Source organism: uncultured Gilvimarinus sp. (assembly GCF_963975215.1).
In the GTDB taxonomy this organism is placed as follows: domain Bacteria; phylum Pseudomonadota; class Gammaproteobacteria; order Pseudomonadales; family Cellvibrionaceae; genus Gilvimarinus.
The window spans coordinates 344,750-363,971 of record NZ_CAXBFW010000001.1 but is presented as its reverse complement, the minus strand read 5'-3'; the positions used below and the strand labels follow the sequence as shown (position 1 = coordinate 363,971).

The following is a 19,222-nucleotide window of genomic DNA, read 5'->3' as shown; positions in this document are numbered from 1 at the left end:
GCTGCGCCTCTTAACTGTCTACGTCCGGGACGGCGGTGATACGCCAGTCCTGCCCCACCGCACGGATATCATTAATGTGCAGCGGCAATTGGCCAGACATTTTATCCACCGGCAAATCAAATAACCCACGGGCATTGTTACCCATCAGCTTGGGGGCCATATAAATAATAATTTCATCCAGCAGCGCGCGGCGCAAAAAGCTACCCGCCAGAGTCGCGCCGGCCTCAACCAATACATTGTTGCAGCCGCGACGGCCCAGCTCATCCAGCACGGCCTCTAACCGTACCCTGCCCTCAAACGCCGGCAGCGCTAGATGCTCGACATGTTCCGGCCACTCGTCGTTAATATCGGCGCCGGTATGAACCACCAGTATAGGCGAGCGGTTCTTGACTAGCTCACAGTCGGGCTTAAGGCGCCCTTTGGAGTCGAGAATTACCCGCAGCGGCTGGCGCAGCTCGCCCTCGGGCGCCTCGGGCCAATCTTCGCGGCGTACCGTTAAACTCGCGTTGTCCATCAGTACGGTATCGACACCGCTAATCAGGGCGCAGCTGGCGGCACGCAAGCGCTGTACGTCTTCGCGCGCGCGGCGGCTGGTAACCCAGCGGCTCTCACCGCTTTGCATGGCGGTGCGGCCATCCAAACTCATCGCCAACTTACAGCGCACCCGAGGGCGGCCGCGCAGCATACGCCGGACGAAACCAGCGTTTAGCTCCAGCGCATCATCCTCCAGCAGCGGCCCCGACACCTCGATACCCGCCTCGCGCAAGCGCATAAAGCCGGTGCCGGAGACTTCTGGGTTGGGGTCTTCCATGGCGTACACCACCCGGCTAATACCGGCATCCACCAGCGCCTCGGCACAGGGGCCGGTGCGGCCGGTGTGGCTGCAGGGCTCGAGCGTTACATAGCAGGTGGCGCCATTGGCCGCAGCGCGCCAGGCGTCGGGGCTGTCCGGGTCACCACCGGCGCTGCGGGCGGCATCGCGCAGGGCATTGATCTCGGCGTGGGGGCCGCCGGCACGCTCGTGCCAGCCACGGCCAATAACCTTGCCATCGCGCACCAGCACGCAGCCCACCATGGGGTTGGGTGTGGTGGTGGTCAAGCCACGGCGGGCAAGGCCCAGCGCTTCGGCCATAAAAGCACGGTCTGTGATTGTCATATCTTGTGTCATGAAAACTGGCCCGAATCAGGGCAAAAAACGGCTATTGCTCGACGGCCGGATCGTCCTCGTGGGCTTCCAATCGGTCGATCTCTTGGCGGAACTCATGCAGATCTTTAAAGCTGCGATAAACCGAGGCAAAGCGCACGTAGGCGACTTCGTCCAGCCCTTGCAGCTCATCCATCACTTTTTCGCCCAACCGTCGGGAGCCAACTTCGCGCTCGCCGGTGGCCTGCAAAAAGTGCTTGATGTTATTGATTGAGCTCTCGATAGACTCTACCGAGACCGGGCGTTTTTCCAGCGCGCGCTGTAAACCGGCGCGCAGCTTAGCCTCATCAAACGGCTCGCGGGTACCGTCCTGCTTAATGATGCGCGGCATAACCAGCTCGGCGACTTCGTAGGTGGTAAAGCGCTCGTGGCAGGTTAAGCACTCACGGCGCCGGCGCACCTGATCGCCCTCGGCCACCAGCCGTGAGTCGATCACTTTGGTCTCATCGGCACCGCAAAATGGACAATGCATGAAGTTCAGCCTCGCTTGGCGCAATTTGCGCGCATATTAGCACAAAAAAGCGGCACAAAGTGCGCCCACATAGACTCAGCTGGCGCGCTGGCGCACGGCCTCAAATAAGCAGATGCCGGTGGCCACCGAAACATTCAAACTGCTAACGCTGCCCGCCATGGGGATTTTAATCAGCTCGTCGCAGGTTTCGCGGGTCAGGCGGCGCAAACCGGTGCCCTCGGCCCCCATTACCAGCACCAGCGGGCCGGTTAAATCGGCCTGGTAAACGGTAGCTTTGGCCTCACCGGCGGCGCCGCGCAACCACAAGCCACGCTCTTGCAGCTGAGTTAAGGTGCGCGCCAGGTTGGTCACCGGAATAAAAGGCACCGATTCGGCCGCGCCACACGCCACTTTGCGCACCGTGGGGTTAAGTCCGGCGGCGTTGTCTTTAGGAGCAATAACCGCATGCACACCGGCGGCATCGGCTGAACGCAGGCAGGCACCTAAGTTGTGAGGGTCTGTTACACCGTCGAGCACCAATAAAAACGGCGCTTCGTCTAGGTTATCAAGCAAGGCGTACAAAAAGTTTTCGTCGTGGGCCTGGCCCGGGCGACAGTGGGCAATAATGCCCTGGTGATTACCATCACCAGCCAGGGCATCCAGTTTTTTACGCGCCACTTGCTCGACGGATATACCGTTTTGCGCCGCCAGCTGCAGTACTTTTTGCACCCGCTGATCTTGCCGCCCCTGCAGCGCCATCAAGCTTAACACTCGCTCGGGGGCGCTTTTTAATACCGTGGTTACGGCGTGCAGGCCGTACAAGGTTTCGGTTTTACTCACGAATCATCGCTCTCCAATGGAGGCGCGCCGCCGCTGTACTTATCACACCAGAACAGCATGGCATTGGTGCGCCTAAGACTTCTTTTTAAACTTCGCCAGCGTCTTCTTAAATCCAGCTGCTGCCTTCGCAAATAAAGATCCGCCCGTTTTCGCTGAGCCATCTTGCGCCGGTCGAACTGCTGCAGTTTGCGCCGATTGACGAACCGACGAGTCGGTTTTAGAGCCATTAGAACGCTTCCTCTTACGTGGTTTGCGATTGCCCTGAGAATCCGGATAAGACTTTTGCCCACCGCCGCGCTTACCCTGGCGATCATCGTTTTTACCCGAGCGTGCAGCGGGTTTTTGGCCAGGTTTTTTCGCCGACTTTTTGCCTTTAGCGCCGGACTTACCCGCCCCTTTACCCGAACCACGGGTATCTTTAGCGGCTGCGCGCCGACCGGATTTAACCGAGTCCAGCTCGAAATCGATTTTGCGCTCGTCCAGGCTCACACGCACGACTTTTACGGTCAGCTCGTCGCCCAAACCAAACACCTGCCGGGTACGATCGCCCACCAACCGGTGTTTAGCCGGATCAAATCGGTAGTAATCCTGCGGCAGCGCGGTGATGTGTACTAAGCCATCGACGTAGATGTCTTTTAGTTCGACAAACACGCCAAAACCTGTCACGGCACTGATGATGCCGTCGAACACATCGCCGACTTTGTCTTCCAGATATTCACACTTAAGCCAGCTCACCACATCGCGTGTGGCCTCGTCAGCGCGGCGCTCGGCCAGTGAGCAATGCTCACCTAAGGCGATAACGTCGGCCACTTCGTAGGGGTAGATTTTACCCCGCGGGATATCGCTGACGCCTTCGACGCGAGTCACATGGCTCGAGTCTTGCGCCGAGCGTACCACCGAGCGAATCGCGCGGTGCACTAATAAATCGGGGTAGCGACGAATGGGCGAGGTAAAGTGCGCATAGGCATCGTAACCCAAGCCAAAGTGGCCTTCGTTTTCAGCCTGATACACAGCCTGACGCAAACTGCGCAGCATGACGGTTTGGATCATATTGGCATCGGCGCGACCTTTGATGGCCTCCATCAATACCTGGTAGTCCGCCGATGTGGGCTCATCGCCGCCGCCCAGACCTAACCCTAGCTCACCTAAAAACTCACGCAGGTTTTCCAGTTTCTCGGCAGTTGGGCCCTGGTGCACGCGGTACAGGCAAGCGATTTTATGCTGCTCTAAAAAGCGCGCCGCACAGACGTTAGCGCACAACATGCACTCTTCAATCAGTTTGTGCGCATCGTTGCGCTTAACCGGCACGATATCGTCGATCTTGCGCTCGTCGTTAAACACAATACGGGTTTCGACGGTTTCAAAATCGATGGCGCCGCGCTCGCTGCGTGACTCGCGCAACACTTTGTACAGGTTGTGCAGCGCTTCGATATCACCTAAGCGATCGGCGTACTCGGCGCGCATGGCCTCGTCACCATCGATGATCGCACCCACCTGGGTGTAGGTCATCCGCGCGTGCGAGTGAATAATACCCTCGTAAAATTTGTAGCCAGTCACTTTACCGCTGGTGTTAAGGTTCATCTCGCACACCATCACCAGGCGGTCGACGTGCGGATTTAGCGAGCACAGGCCATTGGAGATTTTCTCCGGCAGCATCGGCACTACGTGATCGGGGAAGTAGACACTGGTGGCGCGGCGCTTGGCATCGTCATCCAAACCGCTACCGGGGCGCACATAATGCGACACATCGGCAATGGCCACAAACAAGCGCCAGCCACCTTTGCGCGGCTGACACAGTACGGCATCATCAAAGTCGCGGGCGTCTTCGCCATCGATTGTGACAAAGGGTAAATCGCGCAAATCGATTCGGCCGCCCTTGTCGTTATCGTCGACTTCTACGGGTAGCGCTTCGGCCTCGCTAAGTGCGTTATAGCTCCACTGATTGGGAATCGAGTGCGCCTCAATGGCCAGCTCAATCTCCATACCCGGAGCCATATGATCGCCCAGCACCTGGATCACCTTGCCTTGCGGCGGGCGCTGTTTTTCGGGCTGGCGAGTAATCTCAACCACCACGATCTGCCCCGAGGTGGCGCCCATTTCGGCGCCCTGAGCGATCATAATGTCCTGGGTAATGCGGCGGTTTTCAGGACGCAAAAATTGCACGCCGTCTTCTTTGATAAAACGGCCCGCCAAGGTGCTGGTATTACGCGACAGCACCTCGACAATGGCGCCCTCTTCGCGGCCGCGGTAGTTCTCGCCCTGCAGCCTAACCAGCACTTCATCGCCATCAAACACTTTGCGCATCTGGCGGTTGTGCAGGTAAAGGTCTTCGCCGCCCTCAACGGGCACCGCAAAGCCGTAGCCGTCGCGGTGGCCCTGTACACGGGCGCGCATCATATCCATGCGGTCTACCCGCGCAAAAGCGCCACGGCGGTTGCTGATCAGCTGACCGTCACGGGCCATGGCAATAAGTCGGCGGCGCAGCGCCTCGATATCGTCTTCGGTAACCATGCCCAGCAGGTCGCAGGCTTCGGGGTGGGTGACAGGGCCGTCCTGTCGATCCAGCAACTCCAGAATAACTTCACGGCTGGGAATAGGATTGTCGTACTTCTGCGCCTCTCGCTCGGCGAAAGGGTCCACAGGTGGACCTTGGCGTTTACTCAAATGATTTGCCCCATAAATTAGCAAAATTAAAACGGCCACCCCGTATGGGCGGCCCGATGCCAGACATTATAGGGTATATAGAGGTTTAAAACAGTTTTACGCTAAATCGGCCTTGGCCAGCTCCTGCTCGATAAAGCTTAGGGCCTCATCGATCAGCAAAAACATGGCGTTTTTGGCGCGCTCGGCATTGCCACTGGCAATGGCCTGATACACCTTAGCGTGATCGTCGATAACACCGTCTGGATTACCCTTAATGACATTGGTATGACTGATACTGACATTAAGAGCGGTGCGGGTAAAATCGCGCATACGAATATAAAAGCGGTTTTCGCTGGCGTATAGAATGCTGATATGAAAGTCGATATCCGGCTCCAGCCCGTCTTCATCGCCTTCGGCGGCCAAGCGCATACGCTCCAGCGCGTCGCCAATCGCCTGTATTCGCTCGGGCCGGGCAAAACGCGCCGCCAAGGCGGCCGCCTCGGGCTCGATGGCAATGCGCATCTGCAAAAACTCTTTTAGCACCTTTAGCGAGGGGTTGCCCTCCAGCGACCAGCGCAGCAGGTCCGAATCGAAGATGTTCCAGTCTTCCTCGGGCATAATGCGAATGCCCTGACGCGGCCGGCTGGAGATCAGCCCCTTGGCTGACAGCATCTTAACCGCCTCGCGCACAGCGGTACGGCTTACCCCAAACTGCTCGCATAACTCGGCCTCAGTCGGCAGGCTTTCGTTTTGACTATATTCGCCACAGACAATAGCGCGGCCCAGCTGCTGGGTCATGCGTTGTGACAGGTTATTATTTCTCTCAAGTACAGCCATGTATTCTCTCACTCTATGCAGGGCATCACGGCACCCTTAAACGCTAAAGGTATCGGCTAGAGGACTTTGAATCAAGCGCATTTAACGATAAATAGGCGCAACAGGCGGGAATAGAGCACAACTGACCGGCATAAAAAAGCCCCCGCATAGCGGGGGCAAAAAGAAGAGACCATGCATAACTGCAAATTTACTCTGTGGCCGACTGCCCATAGCCGGCGCACGCCTTACAGCTAAACACTTGTTCCGTGCTTATTCGGAACAATGTGACGCGTTAGCGTCACTCCGGCTGCCGGGAGTTGGCTGGCAACCGAAAACGGGACAAGCCCGATTAACACCACCGGCCATCAAACGGGATAGGCGACCGGCGGGAAACTCAAATTCACTACATTTTAGAAGGGCCAGCGACACAAAGGCCGCCGCCCTCTCCTAGTTAGAAGCTGTAACGGGCACCCAGTGCAAAGGTGCGCGCAATCTTCCAGTTACCGAAGGTGTGATATTCGCTGTTGCCGTAGCGGCTGTGCGACGTCTCATCGGTCAAGTTAGTTGCGTCAAACGATACGGTTAAGTCGTCGGTGACGTTGTAGTTAAACTGGAAGTCCAGCGATTGCTGAGCATCGCGATAAATCGCCAGCGGGTTCGCAAAACCAGCAGCTTCGTTGTTGTTGTAAAAATCGGAGCGCCACACATAACCCAGACGTGTATCAAACGCTTCGCGCTCATACACCAGTGTAATGTTGTAAGAGGTATCAGACACACCAATGATATCGGTGGTGTCGGTGCCGATGACTTCACCTTCGCTGTTCAGTAAAGGAATAGTTTGCTCAGAATCCAGCAAAGTCAACGCCGCCTGAACACCAAACCCATCTAATGCGCCCGGCAAGTTCTCGGGGAAGTAGCTTGCCCCCAGCTCAATACCGCTCAGCTCACCGTCAGAGGCGTTATCGGGCTGCGACACAACAAACCGATCCGCTTGATATCCAGGAACATCCTGCTCAATCATATTGCGGAAGCCTACAACCAAGCCTTCGATATCACGCTGGAATGCAGTCAAATAAACCGAGCTGGCATCACCGAAGTACCACTCCAGCGATAAGTCCATATTTTGCGAGGTGGTTGGCTCCAAGTCTGGATTGCCACCGCTACCAGTTCCATAACCTAAATTAGACAGGTCATCGGTGTAGGTGAATGTCGGGTTCAGATCGGTAAACAGCGGCATGCGCAGGGTTTCACCGTAGTTAAAGCGCAACAACAAGCCTTCGGTAAAGTGCCAGCGCGCAGTCAAGCTCGGCAAGAACTCAGAGACCTCGGTAGAACCCTGACTACGCTCATCGGTAATGCTATCCACAAACTCAGTATCCGTTTGTACGTTTACGTAACGACCACCGATTTCACCATCAAAGCGCATACCTGCCAACTCGGTTTCAAACTGAGCTGTGGCGTAAAAAGCAGTATTCACTTCGTTGAGGTTAAACTGCTCAGTTTTTTGCTGGTTAACATCCATGGCATTTTCAGTGCCATCATCATAAAGGTTGATGAACTGCTCACGGTTGTCAAACAGAAACTTACCATTCACATTGGCCCAAGTGCTCGGCACATCGTACTCACCTTCCATAAAGCCACTGTTTACGTAGGCAATACCGTCATCCAAGTAAGTAGAGAACTGACACTCTTCTGCCGTGCCCTGACAAAACTCTGCCCACTGATCACGACCATACTCCGCAGCGTCATGATCGTCATAGCGCACACCAAAGTTAAAGGTGTGGAAGAAACCGCCTTCGTTCAAATACTCACCATCGGCCGTAAAAGTTACTGCCGAGCCCTCGGTGCGAGCACCATTGTCGTACAAGGGGCCCATACCGTACTGAGTTAGATCGGTTAGATCGCTCTCATCGACGTCGGGGGTGTCCGGATTATCCAAAAAGACCTGAGAAGCGTCATCGCTAAAGTCTAGAAGCATTTGATAACGATAAGGGTTGATGCCACGCGCTGCGATAAAGTCAGTCTCAAACTCACTATCCTGATAAACCAATTCAGACTCTAGCGTAAAGTTATCGGAAATATCCCACTCCCCACGCACAGCGTGCATAAAGGAGTCAGTAGCGTTAGTGGCAAAATCACCACTAACAAAGCCACCTAGCGGGTTGGCAACGGTGCGCTCTTTAATAATATTGGTGCCTTCATACACCGAAAATGTCTCACCAATATCACCCAACGTAGCCAAATCACCCCACCAATCAGCAAAAGAGAAGTGCATGTTGTTGAAGGTATCATTGCGGTAGCCGGTATACATAGACTCGAAGGTATAAGTAGACGAGTCATTAGGAGCGTACTGCAGCGAGATATTTGCGGCAGTACGCTCGCGCTCGCCAGTAAAGTCGCTAATAATAAAGGCATCGCGGCCCAGGTAGTACTCTTGTTCGACACCACCCATAGTCAGTGTCGAGCCAGCTTCTGAAGGCAGGCCATTCTCGAGGCCAGGGGTCCACACATTGGTATCAAAAATACGCTGCAGCGGCGTATAGCCTTCCGCAATCGGATCTTCGTTCACAAAAGGAACCTGAGCACCCGGGGTCACAGACTGCGTACGAAAGTTAGTTTTGGCGTACGAAACGTTCACCAAAGCACCAAAATCACCTGCTCCGGTTTCCCACACGTTACTGAACAAACCACTAAGAATGGGATCTGTCTCTTCAGACTCTTCGTTGTATACACCGCGAGCCGCCAGTGACACTTTTGAGCCATCAAAATCAAACGGACGGAAGGTGTGCACATCAATTTGACCAGCAATACCCTCTTCAAACTGGCCGGCAGAGCGGTTTTTGATCACGTCGATGCGCGATACCAGAGTAGACGGCAGGTCAGCCAAGGCCATAGAACGGCCTGAGGCGGTAAAGATAGTGCGGCCATTAACGGTAGTGCTAACGTCAGTCAAACCACGAATGGTTACCGTGTTCACTTCGCCGTCGGCGCGGTCGGTTACCTGAATACCAGGAACACGCTGCAAAGACTCTACAACGTTATTATCGGGCAGCTTGCCGATGTCTTCGGCAATGATCGCGTCCATCACCTGCATGGAGTCGCGTTTGATATCGATGGCTTTATTCAGACTGGCCCGAATGCCGGTGACGACCACTTCTTCCAGTAACATTTCGTCATCTTGAGCGGCAACCTGAGCTGACCCTAGAGCAGCAACCAAGGCGATGGATGAGCTGAGCACACTTCGCTTGAACATATCTTATTCTCCGTACATTATTTTGACAGGCTTTATTGTCGCTCACGCCTGTAACTCGATTATTATCAGTAAATACAAACCGCGCTGATGCGACCAACACGGGCGATAGCACTTTGCGTACTATCACGACTCTCCTCGTTATTTGTATTACAATTTGAATGCTAATACCTTGCAAAGCGGTAGTCAAGCCCTCAAAACAAAACAATTATCCTACTTATATAGCTCAACGCTAAGCGAATGATTTTATAGGCAATATTGAAATTACTGAAGAAAAAACCGAAAATCCCCTTTAAATGAAGGGGTTAACGCTTTCTGGCCGGCGACAGGCCCGATTACGAGCAATGACAGGGCCCGGAGCAAGCTTGGAGCAATAACGAGTCACCCTTATAGTCAGATGAACTATTATAGTACAATATAATCACAGATAGCTTTCGGCCCTACTTTTAACAATAATAGTCAAAAAAGGAGTCAGCATGATTGAATTCGCAGCACTGGATTACTGGGTACTCGGGCTATTCTTTGTGCTTCTGGCCGTAGTCGTTGGGGTGGCCATGAAGCAAAAAGAGCGCGACACCACGGACTATTTTTTGGCCGGGCGCAATGCCGGCTGGCTGGTTATTGGCTCTTCTATTTTTGCCTCAAATATCGGCTCGGAACACTTGGTAGGTTTATCGGGCGCCGGCGCCCAAACCGGTATGGCGATGGCCCACTGGGAGCTGCAGTCCTTTATTATTATTTTGCTCGGCTGGATGTTTGTGCCTTTTTACTGGTCCAGTAAAATCTATACCATGCCCGAGTTTCTGGAGCGCCGCTACGGCCCTTCCAGCCGCACTTTTCTCTCCATTATCTCGCTGATTAGCTACGTACTGACCAAAGTATCGGTAACCGTGTACGCGGGAGGCGTAGTGCTGCAGACGGTACTGGGCATCGACACCCTGTGGGGCTTTGACTTCTTCTGGGTTGCCGCTATTGGCCTGGTCGTGATTACCGGTATCTATACCGTATTGGGGGGAATGAAGGCCATCCTCTGGACATCGGTGATTCAAACCCCGGTGCTGATTATCGGCTCGGTGGTTATTTTGTTCGCGGGCCTGGATGCACTGGGCGGCTTTGCCGAGCTGGAGCGTATTAATGGCGAGAAGATGAGCTTGTTCCGCCCAGCTTCTGATCCCGACTTTCCCTGGCCGGGCGTTATCTTTGGCTCGCTGATCATCGGTTTTTGGTACTGGTGTACCGACCAGTACATTGTTCAGCGGGTGCTATCGGCCAAGGGCATTGAGGCCGCACGGCGCGGTACATTTTTTGCCGGCTACCTGAAGCTACTGCCCGTTTTTATTTTTTTGTTCCCGGGTATGATTGCCTTCGCTCTGCACGAGAAAGGCATTATCCAAATGGACAGCCCCGACCAGGCGTTTGCCACGCTGGTTTCAACCCTGCTGCCTGCGGGTGTTAAGGGGATTGTGATCGGTGGCCTGATCGCCGCGCTGATGAGCTCACTAGCATCGCTGTTTAACTCGTCGGCGACTCTGTTCACCATCGATTTTTACAAGCGCTTTAAGCCCGAGTCCTCCGAGCAACACCTGGTGAAAGTGGGCCGCATGGCCACCCTGGTGGTGGTTGCCCTAGGTGTTATCTGGATTCCGGTGATGCAGCTGGTAGCAGATGTACTCTACGAATACCTGCAGCTAGTTCAGTCTCTGATCGCACCGGGCGTTGCGGTGGTCTTCCTGCTGGGGGTATTTTCTAAGCGTATTACCCCGACGGCGGGCTTTATCGGTCTGGTGGGTGGCTTTGTTCTGGGCATGCTGCGTCTGGTACTACAGATCTTTTCTGACAGCCTGCCCGCCGGTGGCTTTCTGGAATCACTGGTTACGGTTAACTGGCTGTACTACTGCGTCGGCTTGTTCCTTGCGACCTGCGCTATCGTTATCGGCGTCAGCTGCTTTACCAAGCGCGCTCCCGACAGCCAGATTGCCGGCATTACCTACGGCTCAATCAGCGCCGAGCAACGAGCGGAAATTAAAGCGGGCATCACCAAGTGGGATATTTTCCACACTGTAGTGATTATTGCGATTACCGTGGGTATTTACGTGCGATTTTGGTAGTGTTCTGCGCCCGTGCCGGTAGCTCATTACTCGTACGGGCGATCAAACGCATTATTAAAAAGGTTATTGAGCACGGCGCCCACAACGCCATCGAAATAGGTAAAAGCCACCGACTGCCCGGCGTTGCGCAAATCAGATTGCCGCTTAAGGCAGCGCGATAAGTAATCGGGCTTTGCCGGGTCATCCACTTGCGGCTGAGTGCGAATGCAATCGCCAGTATCATTGGCAAGCTTCGCGACCGTTGGCTGTCGCGGGGCGGCGCAGGCCGCTAACAACACAATCACTAGCAACATTAACCTTCGCTGCCACCTAATCTCAGCTATCGCCCTAGCCTTCACACCTGTGCCCCGCTAAGTGTTTCGCCAACTTGATTATAGTGCTCAACCACCGGGAAGGGGTCGTAAAATTTATGCAGCAACGTCCGCCAGCGCTGGTATTCGGCACTTTGACGAAACCCTTCCGTGTGATCTTCTAACCTGCTCCACCACACCAACAACAAATAGCGATCGGGCTGCTCGATACAGCGGTGGAGCTGATGCTCCCGATAACCGGGCATAGCGGCAATAATCGTTTGCGCCTCGGCAAAGGCGCGCTCAAATTCCGCCCTTTGGCCAGGTATCACATCCAGCGTCGCTTTTTCTAAAATCATAACAGCATCCTTGTTAAAGCCAGCTCACGAAATCTAATGCACACTTACCCGACAGCTTACCGGTTACAAGCGCATAATGTACCTCTCGTGTTACGCTTGAGCTATAAAAACTGACGGAGGTCCCCGTGGGCAAACACATTTTGGCTATCGATCAAGGCACCACCAGCAGTCGGGCTATGGTTTTTTCTCCCGAGGGCCGCGCACTCGCCAGCGCCCAGTGCGAATTTGACCAGCACTTTCCCAATGATGGCTGGGTCGAGCACGATGCCGAGCAGATCTGGCAGGTGACCGCCCGTGTATGCCGTGAGGCATTGGCCGAGCTGGAGGCGCCCGACGAGGTTATCGGTATTGGTATCACCAATCAGCGCGAGACCACCGTGGTGTGGCGGCGCGACACCGGCAAGCCCATTGGTCGCGCCATCGTTTGGCAAGACCGGCGCACCGCAAAAGTATGCCGCGATTTAAAAAAAGCCGGCCACGAAGAGACTGTACGCGAACGCACTGGCTTATTGCTCGACCCGTATTTTTCGGCCACCAAAGTCGCCTGGATGCTGGACAATATCGACGGCGCTCGCGAGCAGGCCGAGCGCGGCGAGCTGGCCTTTGGCACCATCGACAGCTGGCTGATCTGGAACTTTACCGGCGGCAAAGTACACGCCACCGACGCCACCAATGCCGCCCGTACCCTGCTGTTTAATATTCACGATCAGTGCTGGGACGACGAGCTGCTCGCGCTGTTTAATATTCCGAAATCCATGCTGCCCGAGGTGCTCGATTGCGCCGCCGATTTTGGTACCGCCACGCAAAGCCTCGGGGGTACTGAGCTGCCCATAGCCGGAGTCGCCGGCGACCAGCACGCCGCCATGGTGGGTCAGGCTTGCTTTAGCCCCGGCATGATTAAAAGCACCTACGGCACAGGCTGTTTTGCCTTATTGCACACGGGTGACACCCCCATTAACTCTGACAACCGGCTGCTTACCACCCTCGCCTACCGTTTAAACGGCAAGCCGCAGTATGCGCTGGAAGGCTCTATTTTTATTGCCGGAGCCGCGGTGCAATGGCTGCGCGATAAACTGGGAATCATTCAGCAGGCCGCCGAAACCGAGGCGCTGGCCGAATCGCTTAACAGCAACAACGGCGTGTATTTGGTGCCCGCCTTTACCGGCCTGGGCGCCCCCCACTGGGAGCCTGACGCACGGGCCATTATTTGCGGCATGACGCGCGACACCGGCCGTGCCGAGCTGGCTCGCGCCGCGCTTGAGGCGGTGTGCTATCAAACTCACGACTTACTCGATGCGATGACTGCCGACGCCGGCAAACGCCCCGACACCCTGCGCGTCGACGGCGGCATGATCGCCAACAACTGGCTTATGCAAATGCTCAGCGATATCACCGCCATGCCCGCCGAGCGCCCCGCCATGATCGAAACCACGGCGCTGGGCGCGGCACGCTTAGCGGGCTTGCAACTGGGTATTTTTAACAATTTAGAAGATATTGCCGCCAGCTGGGAGCTGGAGCGACGCACCGAGCCGGCTATGGCCGACGACACTCGAAAGGCCATGATCAAAGGCTGGCACAAAGCCGTAGAGCGAAGCCTGCTTGATTAGGCTTCGCAACTAACGCACATACGCCACAATAGAAACAAAGTGGCAAAACGAGCCGGCCAGTACAAACAAATGCCAGATACCGTGGGCGTGACGCAGTTTTTTAAGGCCGTCGAGCACGTAAAAAATCACCCCCACGGTGTAGGTAATCCCGCCGGCGAGCAACCAGTAAAGCCCGGCGGCGGGAAAGCCCTCGGCTAGGTCCTGATACACCGCCACGCACACCCAGCCCATCACCAGATAGATAATAATTTGCAGCCATTTGATGCGTTTTTTGGGCAGAATATCCAGCAGCAAACCCGCTACCGCCAGCGCCCAAATAATGCCGAGCATAAGCCAACCAGTGCTGCCACCAATGGTAACCAGCATAAAAGGCGTGTAGGTGCCGGCAATCAGTAAATAAATGCACACATGATCGAGCTTGCGGAACACCGCTTTCACCCTGGGCGAGCGAAAGCTGTGATAGAGCGTAGACATGGTGTAGAGCAAAATCAGGGTAACCCCAAACACCGCAAAGCTTGCGATTAACGCGGCATCCCACTGCTGAATGCTGATGGTTAACAAGGCACCAAAACCAACCAGCGCCAGTACGGCGCCCACCAAATGGGTAATACTGTTGATCCGCTCGCCATCGTACATAATGCCCCCTTAACTGTACGGCTCGGGCCTTTGCGTGTTGCCCTCTTTTAGCAAAATCATAAGATACGACACATCTGACTACAATTGCACGCCACTTTTACCTTTAGATGAACGCCACTTTATCTCGCCAACGGCCCCGTTAAACACAAAAAAAAGCGCCACCGCGATACGCGATGGCGCTTTTGTACCAGAGCCGAATATTTTGGCCCTGAGACTTAATGGCCTTAGCCTGGCTTAAAAACGATACGCTAAGCTCACACGAACATCACGCCCCGGAGCCGGATACCCTTTAACGCCGGCATAGCCCTCAAGGGCGGTAAAGTCCTCGACACTGCCGTGATCCAGATACTCTTCATCGAACACGTTTTTCACGGTTAACGTCATGCTGAAGCCGCTCCAGCCGCTGGGCTCCCAGTGGGCATACACATCGTGCACGTTATAGCCGGGTTTACTAATACTGGCCGCGGCAGACTCAACGTACAAATCGTCCAGATCTTGCACCAGCGTCATAATCCAGCCGATATCCATGCTGGAGCTCAACTGATACGAGGTATCCATGGTCAGGGTATTACCGGTTGAGGTACCCAGGTAACCATAGGAGTAACGCGTTAGCGGCTCGCCATCGAGCTCGACATCGGTATCCACGTAAGTCCATTTAGAAAACAGACGATCACCGTTATAGGTAACCCCCAATGAGTAACCGTTGGTTTCCAGCTCGCCCAGATTCTCGTAGTGACGCGACCAGGGCAAATCGTTACCAATGGCGTCTTCGATAGCGGTGTCATGATAACCGGCACTTAACAAAAAGGAGCCCAAGGTGTAATCCAAACCCAACTCAAAGTTTTTGGCGCGCTCGGCTTTTAAATCCGGATCGTTGGTTGTGCCAAACAGCTTAAAGCCATCGTTGGTTTCTACCCCTCGCAGAGACTCGGCATAGCCACCACTGACGGTTAAATCGCGGGTAATGTCGTAAGCAAAACCCACGTTGGGGCTAAAACCATCCGAGCTAAACTCGTTGTTTTCTTTATCTACCGCGTTAAAGTCATCCCAGCGGGTGCCAAAGGTTAACAGCAAGGCATCGGTGGCCTGAAAACGGTCTTGCACAAAAAAGCCCAATACATCGCTGGTTTCTACAAAAACGTTACCGCCCAGCGCTGCCTCACCGGCGGTGACTTCGTCATCGCGATAGTCCGAGCCGTAAATAATGCTGTGCTCGCCCACCTGGCTGGTGTTGCTCAACACATAACCCTGAGTATTAACCGCACTGGTGTAATCATCCCAGGGGCGATAAATATCAAAGTCGGTGTTATACAGGCTAACATCCAACAACACCCAATCACTGCCGGGCTTGTCCCACGAGTATTTAACCGTGGTGGTTTCGCGCTCAAACTCTAAATCGCGCAGCGGGTTGCGCGGGCCTTCGCCCCACTCTGGGCGGGTGAGTTTTTCGCCTTCCTCGGTTAGGTTTTCGTAGCTAACGCTGGCTTTGTGGCCACCGCCAAAATCGCCCACTAACTTCACAAACCCTAAATCCTGATCCGAGTTAGTGCCCGGCAAGCTGTTGCCGTTGGGGTCTTGCATGTCGTCCTGATCAGAGGTGACGTAGCTGGCCATGGCGCTAAAGGTGTCGCCCAGGCGGCCAAATACAGTACCGCTGCCTTTATAGCCCTCGGTATTAGAGAAGTAACCGGCCTTTAATATTGCGCCAAAATCTTTGCTGCCCAACAGATCTTCGGGGTTTTTGGTTTCAAACTTAATCGCACCACCCAGTGCACCTGGGCCACTGGTGGCATCGCCCGCGCCCACCTGTACATGCACCTGTTTAAGCAGCTCGGGCTCGATGGAAACACGGCCCGTGTGGTGGTAGGTCACCCCCGACTGGGTCGCACCATCCACGCTGATGTTTAGGGTATCTTCACCTAAGTTGCGCACATAGATTTTTTGCGCCGCTCCCACAGAGCCGCCCACCAATACCGTGGGTACACCCGAGAACACATCGTCCAGGTCATTGGCCTGTTTGCGGTCCAGCTCGGCGGAGGTCAGCAGGCTATCGACTGGCTCGCCAATCACCACCAGCTCTTCAATAATCTCTTTTTTCTCTTTCTCGGCAGGCGAGCTGGTATCCGACTGCGCCAGAGCACTGACGGGTAGCACCAAAAACGGAGCTAGGCAGATGGGCCCGACATAACGGGCGGGCTTAAACAAGCATTGCATGATAACGACGTCCTTTTGGTTAACCTAAAAAAGAAGCATTATCATTTTCATAAAAACGAAAGTAAACTCTTGTTACAGTCGTTACAAATCCACCTCTGGGCGCCGGAATGCCCGGGGCGGCGCAGCCCCACCCGGCACAATAAAACCCTGAAGGTGTTTAGCGGTTATCCGGCGGGCTAACGGGCACCAACAGACACATTACATGGCCGCCTACCGACACCGGTTTTTACTAATTTGGGCACACTTGGCGCAAAATTGAATTGCAGAAAAATACAATAATGAGTATCGTTATCATTAAGGATTGAATATCAGCAGGAGTTAACGTGAACCCAACCCCTACCGAGCTACCCATCCCTAACGCTTTATGGGTGGGCCCCCAGGACGAGTTATTCCGCTTATTACAGGTGGAGTTTAGGGCCGAGGGCTGGCAAATCACCCCCTGCTTAGAGAACGGCAACCCCTGCATGGCGGAGCACTTACCCGCTAGTAAGCTGTGTGTATTGCTCTTGGACGCCGATGCCGTAGCAAACCCCTGGGAGCAATTGGCACAGCTACATCAATGGCAACCAGTGCCGGTTGTGATGCTCGCGCGCAACCGCCACTTATGCGTCAATGCTTTTCGCCGCGGTGCCGACGACTTTTTAGCCAAGCCCTTTAATCCACTTGAGCTTCTGATGCGCTGCAATGCTTTGCTGCGCCGGGCAAGCAGCCCAACCAACAGGGCCGGCACCCCAGCCGGAGACGCGGAGCTCGCCATTGGCCCGCTCGTGCTGCACCGCCAGCGGCGGTTGGCCTCCTATAATGAACAGCCTATTCAGCTAACCGCGATCCAATTTAAGCTGTTGTTGTGCATGAGCCGCAATCACAATCGCCTGCTGCACAAAGCCGATTTGCATCGCTGGGTACTTAATAAATCTTACTGCCGTGACGATCGCAGTATCGATATGCACCTCAGCCGAATTCGCAAAAAGCTCGAGGCCGCCGGCATGCCACCCGATGCCATACAAACCGTGCGCGGCCACGGCTATCAGTTATCCCTTGAGCCACAAACCTTATCCGTTTGCTAAGGTCTGCTCACCCCGCGCCGCCCGGCGGCCAATACCAAATTTATAAGGAAGTCTTTGTGTTAATGTCATCGCGCGCGTCGCTAATACTCACCGCCCCCGAGCGCACCCTGCACCGCCTGTGCAAACATTTTAGCCACAAAGTAACCGCCGAATGGCAGGGGACCAAAGGTCAGGTCGATTTTACTGTGGGCGCATGCACCCTAAACGCCACCGCACAGCAACTGCAATTAACCTGCTGGGCGCGCTCGTGCGATGCGCTGCGTGAAATAGAGCAAACCCTGGAGCGGCACATAGGGCCCCTGAGCGGCCAAGGGCAAAACCCACCCAAACTTATTTGGCAACGATGAACGCGCAAACTAACGCCGCCCTTAGCGCGCCAGTCGTAAGCACATTCTTGCGTTTTATGGGCGCCTCGGTCGCCGGGTTATTAGCGCTCACCGGTGCCGCCATTGTCGACGGCTTTATGGTGGGCAAATGGCTTGGCGCCGAGGCATTAGCCGCCGTCAACTTGCTTATCCCCCTGTGGATTTTACTGTTCGGTTTGGTGCTTATGCTGGCCATTGGCGCCAGTGTGGTCGCCAGCCGCTTTTTAGGCGCCGGACGCTTGCGGGCGGCCAGTGGGATTTTCTCAGGCACGGTTTGTGTTGCCGGCATAAGCGGGCTGGCATTGACGCTTGTTGTCGGCCTGTTAAGCGATCCGATGTTAACACTGCTCGCCGTACCGGAACCGTTACAAGCACTGGTTCGGCCTTACTTTTTAATTGTTTTGGCAGGGTTGGCGCCACAGTATGTAGCTGTTGTGTTGTATTATTTTTTACGCGTTGCCGGCCAACCACAACGCGCCAGCCGGGCCTTAGTACTGGGGGCGCTGGTGAATATCGCCCTGGATATTTTATTGCTCGGCGTGCTGCACTGGGATATCCGCGCAGCCGCACTCGCCACTCTTGCCTCGCAACTCACCCAGTGTGGCTTGCTGCTGCTCACTTACAAACGCCGCTCGCCAGCGCTGCAGTGGCGCCCGGTTTTTTTAAGCGCGCGACGGTTATGGCAGTTTTGCGCTAACGGGCTATCAGAGTTTGTCAATGAGGTGTCGGCCGGCATTGTGTTGCTGGTTATTCACTGGTTATTAAGCCGCGAGTTTGGCGTGGGCGCGGTGGCAGGCTTTGCGCTGATTCATTACGCCCTACTGCTGAACATTATGCTCGCCTGCGCCATCGCCGAGGTGGTGCATGTGTTAGTCAGCCAAAACAACGGTGCCGGCCAAGCAATTCGCAGCCAATTATTTTTTCGCTTAGGGCTCGGCCTCGCCGTTATCACCGGTACCGCGCTATGGTGCACAAGCCAGTGGGGCAGCCAGGCACTCAGTCAGTGGTTTTTTTCCGATGCAAACGCCACCCATTACGCACAACAATTTTGGCCCGTGATCGCGCCGGTGTTTTTACTCACGGGGGCCAACCTCGTTATCTCGGCGTGGTTTACCGCGCAACAACTGCCTGGGCGCTCGGCCTTGATCGCTTTGTCGCGCAGCTTAATCTTGCCCTTGCTGTTTTTGTGGGCGCTGCACGCGCACTCAATAAGTGTATCGTTTTTATGGGCCCTGCCCTTTGCCGAGCTGGTAACACTGCTGATTGCCACGACCCTTAAGGCGCAGTATTCATCGCTTTGGCGCGCAAAGCTTGCCTTTAGATAAAAACCGCACAAGCTTGTGTAACAACCGTAAAACCAAATGACAATGAG

15 protein-coding genes are annotated in these 19,222 nt (G+C 54.8%); 5 read left to right on the top strand and 10 right to left on the bottom strand.

Annotation, left to right across the window (positions count from 1 at the left end):
* Positions 1 to 10: 10 nt before the first annotated feature.
* The 6 genes from ribD to AAC019_RS01425 form a co-directional block, all read right to left on the bottom strand.
* Complete coding sequence (ribD, locus tag AAC019_RS01450) at positions 11 to 1,156, bottom strand: bifunctional diaminohydroxyphosphoribosylaminopyrimidine deaminase/5-amino-6-(5-phosphoribosylamino)uracil reductase RibD (protein ID WP_339896776.1); 1,146 nt, start codon at positions 1,154 to 1,156, stop codon at positions 11 to 13.
* Between the two features lie 43 nt (positions 1,157 to 1,199).
* Positions 1,200 to 1,676 (bottom strand): transcriptional regulator NrdR, encoded by a 477-nt coding sequence (gene nrdR, locus AAC019_RS01445; RefSeq protein ID WP_339896775.1) that lies wholly within the window; start codon positions 1,674 to 1,676, stop codon positions 1,200 to 1,202.
* A 75-nt stretch (positions 1,677 to 1,751) separates the two neighbouring features.
* A complete protein-coding gene (gene rlmB, locus AAC019_RS01440; RefSeq protein ID WP_339896774.1) occupies positions 1,752 to 2,495 on the bottom strand; it encodes a 23S rRNA (guanosine(2251)-2'-O)-methyltransferase RlmB in 744 nt (247 codons plus the stop codon).
* Between the two features lie 72 nt (positions 2,496 to 2,567).
* Entirely contained in the window at positions 2,568 to 5,159 is a 2,592-nt protein-coding gene (gene rnr, locus AAC019_RS01435) for a ribonuclease R (RefSeq protein WP_339896773.1), read from the bottom strand.
* Between the two features lie 96 nt (positions 5,160 to 5,255).
* Positions 5,256 to 5,975 (bottom strand): FadR/GntR family transcriptional regulator, encoded by a 720-nt coding sequence (locus AAC019_RS01430; RefSeq protein ID WP_339896772.1) that lies wholly within the window; start codon positions 5,973 to 5,975, stop codon positions 5,256 to 5,258.
* Positions 5,976 to 6,405: 430 nt separating this feature from the next.
* Complete coding sequence (locus tag AAC019_RS01425) at positions 6,406 to 9,207, bottom strand: TonB-dependent receptor (RefSeq protein ID WP_339896771.1); 2,802 nt, start codon at positions 9,205 to 9,207, stop codon at positions 6,406 to 6,408.
* A gap of 473 nt (positions 9,208 to 9,680) precedes the next feature.
* On the opposite strand from AAC019_RS01425, the gene AAC019_RS01420 reads away from it, so the two are divergent.
* Positions 9,681 to 11,312, top strand: a complete 1,632-nt coding sequence (locus AAC019_RS01420) for a sodium:solute symporter (protein ID WP_339896770.1) — start codon at positions 9,681 to 9,683, stop codon at positions 11,310 to 11,312.
* A gap of 26 nt (positions 11,313 to 11,338) precedes the next feature.
* Here AAC019_RS01420 and AAC019_RS01415 read toward each other — a convergent pair whose 3' ends face one another.
* Together AAC019_RS01415 and AAC019_RS01410 are read right to left on the bottom strand one after the other, a co-directional pair.
* Positions 11,339 to 11,605, bottom strand: a complete 267-nt coding sequence (locus tag AAC019_RS01415) for a hypothetical protein (RefSeq protein WP_339896769.1) — start codon at positions 11,603 to 11,605, stop codon at positions 11,339 to 11,341.
* 41 nt (positions 11,606 to 11,646) lie between these two features.
* On the bottom strand, positions 11,647 to 11,961 hold the full coding sequence (locus AAC019_RS01410) for an antibiotic biosynthesis monooxygenase (RefSeq protein ID WP_339896768.1): 315 nt from the start codon (positions 11,959 to 11,961) through the stop codon (positions 11,647 to 11,649).
* Between the two features lie 110 nt (positions 11,962 to 12,071).
* Between AAC019_RS01410 and glpK the strand changes: the two genes are divergently transcribed.
* Positions 12,072 to 13,568: a glycerol kinase GlpK gene (gene glpK, locus AAC019_RS01405; protein ID WP_339896865.1), complete on the top strand. Its 1,497-nt coding sequence runs from the start codon at positions 12,072 to 12,074 to the stop codon at positions 13,566 to 13,568.
* Between the two features lie 9 nt (positions 13,569 to 13,577).
* Here glpK and AAC019_RS01400 read toward each other — a convergent pair whose 3' ends face one another.
* A complete protein-coding gene (locus AAC019_RS01400; protein ID WP_339896767.1) occupies positions 13,578 to 14,204 on the bottom strand; it encodes a hemolysin III family protein in 627 nt (208 codons plus the stop codon).
* A 234-nt stretch (positions 14,205 to 14,438) separates the two neighbouring features.
* On the bottom strand, positions 14,439 to 16,418 hold the full coding sequence (locus AAC019_RS01395) for a TonB-dependent receptor (protein WP_339896766.1): 1,980 nt from the start codon (positions 16,416 to 16,418) through the stop codon (positions 14,439 to 14,441).
* A gap of 323 nt (positions 16,419 to 16,741) precedes the next feature.
* On the opposite strand from AAC019_RS01395, the gene AAC019_RS01390 reads away from it, so the two are divergent.
* The 3 genes from AAC019_RS01390 to AAC019_RS01380 all read left to right on the top strand — a co-directional run bounded on the left by AAC019_RS01390 (position 16,742) and on the right by AAC019_RS01380 (position 19,175).
* Positions 16,742 to 17,485: a response regulator transcription factor gene (locus AAC019_RS01390; protein ID WP_339896765.1), complete on the top strand. Its 744-nt coding sequence runs from the start codon at positions 16,742 to 16,744 to the stop codon at positions 17,483 to 17,485.
* Between the two features lie 62 nt (positions 17,486 to 17,547).
* Positions 17,548 to 17,832 (top strand): DUF2218 domain-containing protein, encoded by a 285-nt coding sequence (locus tag AAC019_RS01385; protein WP_339896864.1) that lies wholly within the window; start codon positions 17,548 to 17,550, stop codon positions 17,830 to 17,832.
* Complete coding sequence (locus AAC019_RS01380) at positions 17,829 to 19,175, top strand: MATE family efflux transporter (RefSeq protein WP_339896764.1); 1,347 nt, start codon at positions 17,829 to 17,831, stop codon at positions 19,173 to 19,175. The genes AAC019_RS01385 and AAC019_RS01380 overlap by 4 nt, the downstream gene beginning before the upstream one ends.
* The last annotated feature ends 47 nt before the right edge of the window (positions 19,176 to 19,222 follow it).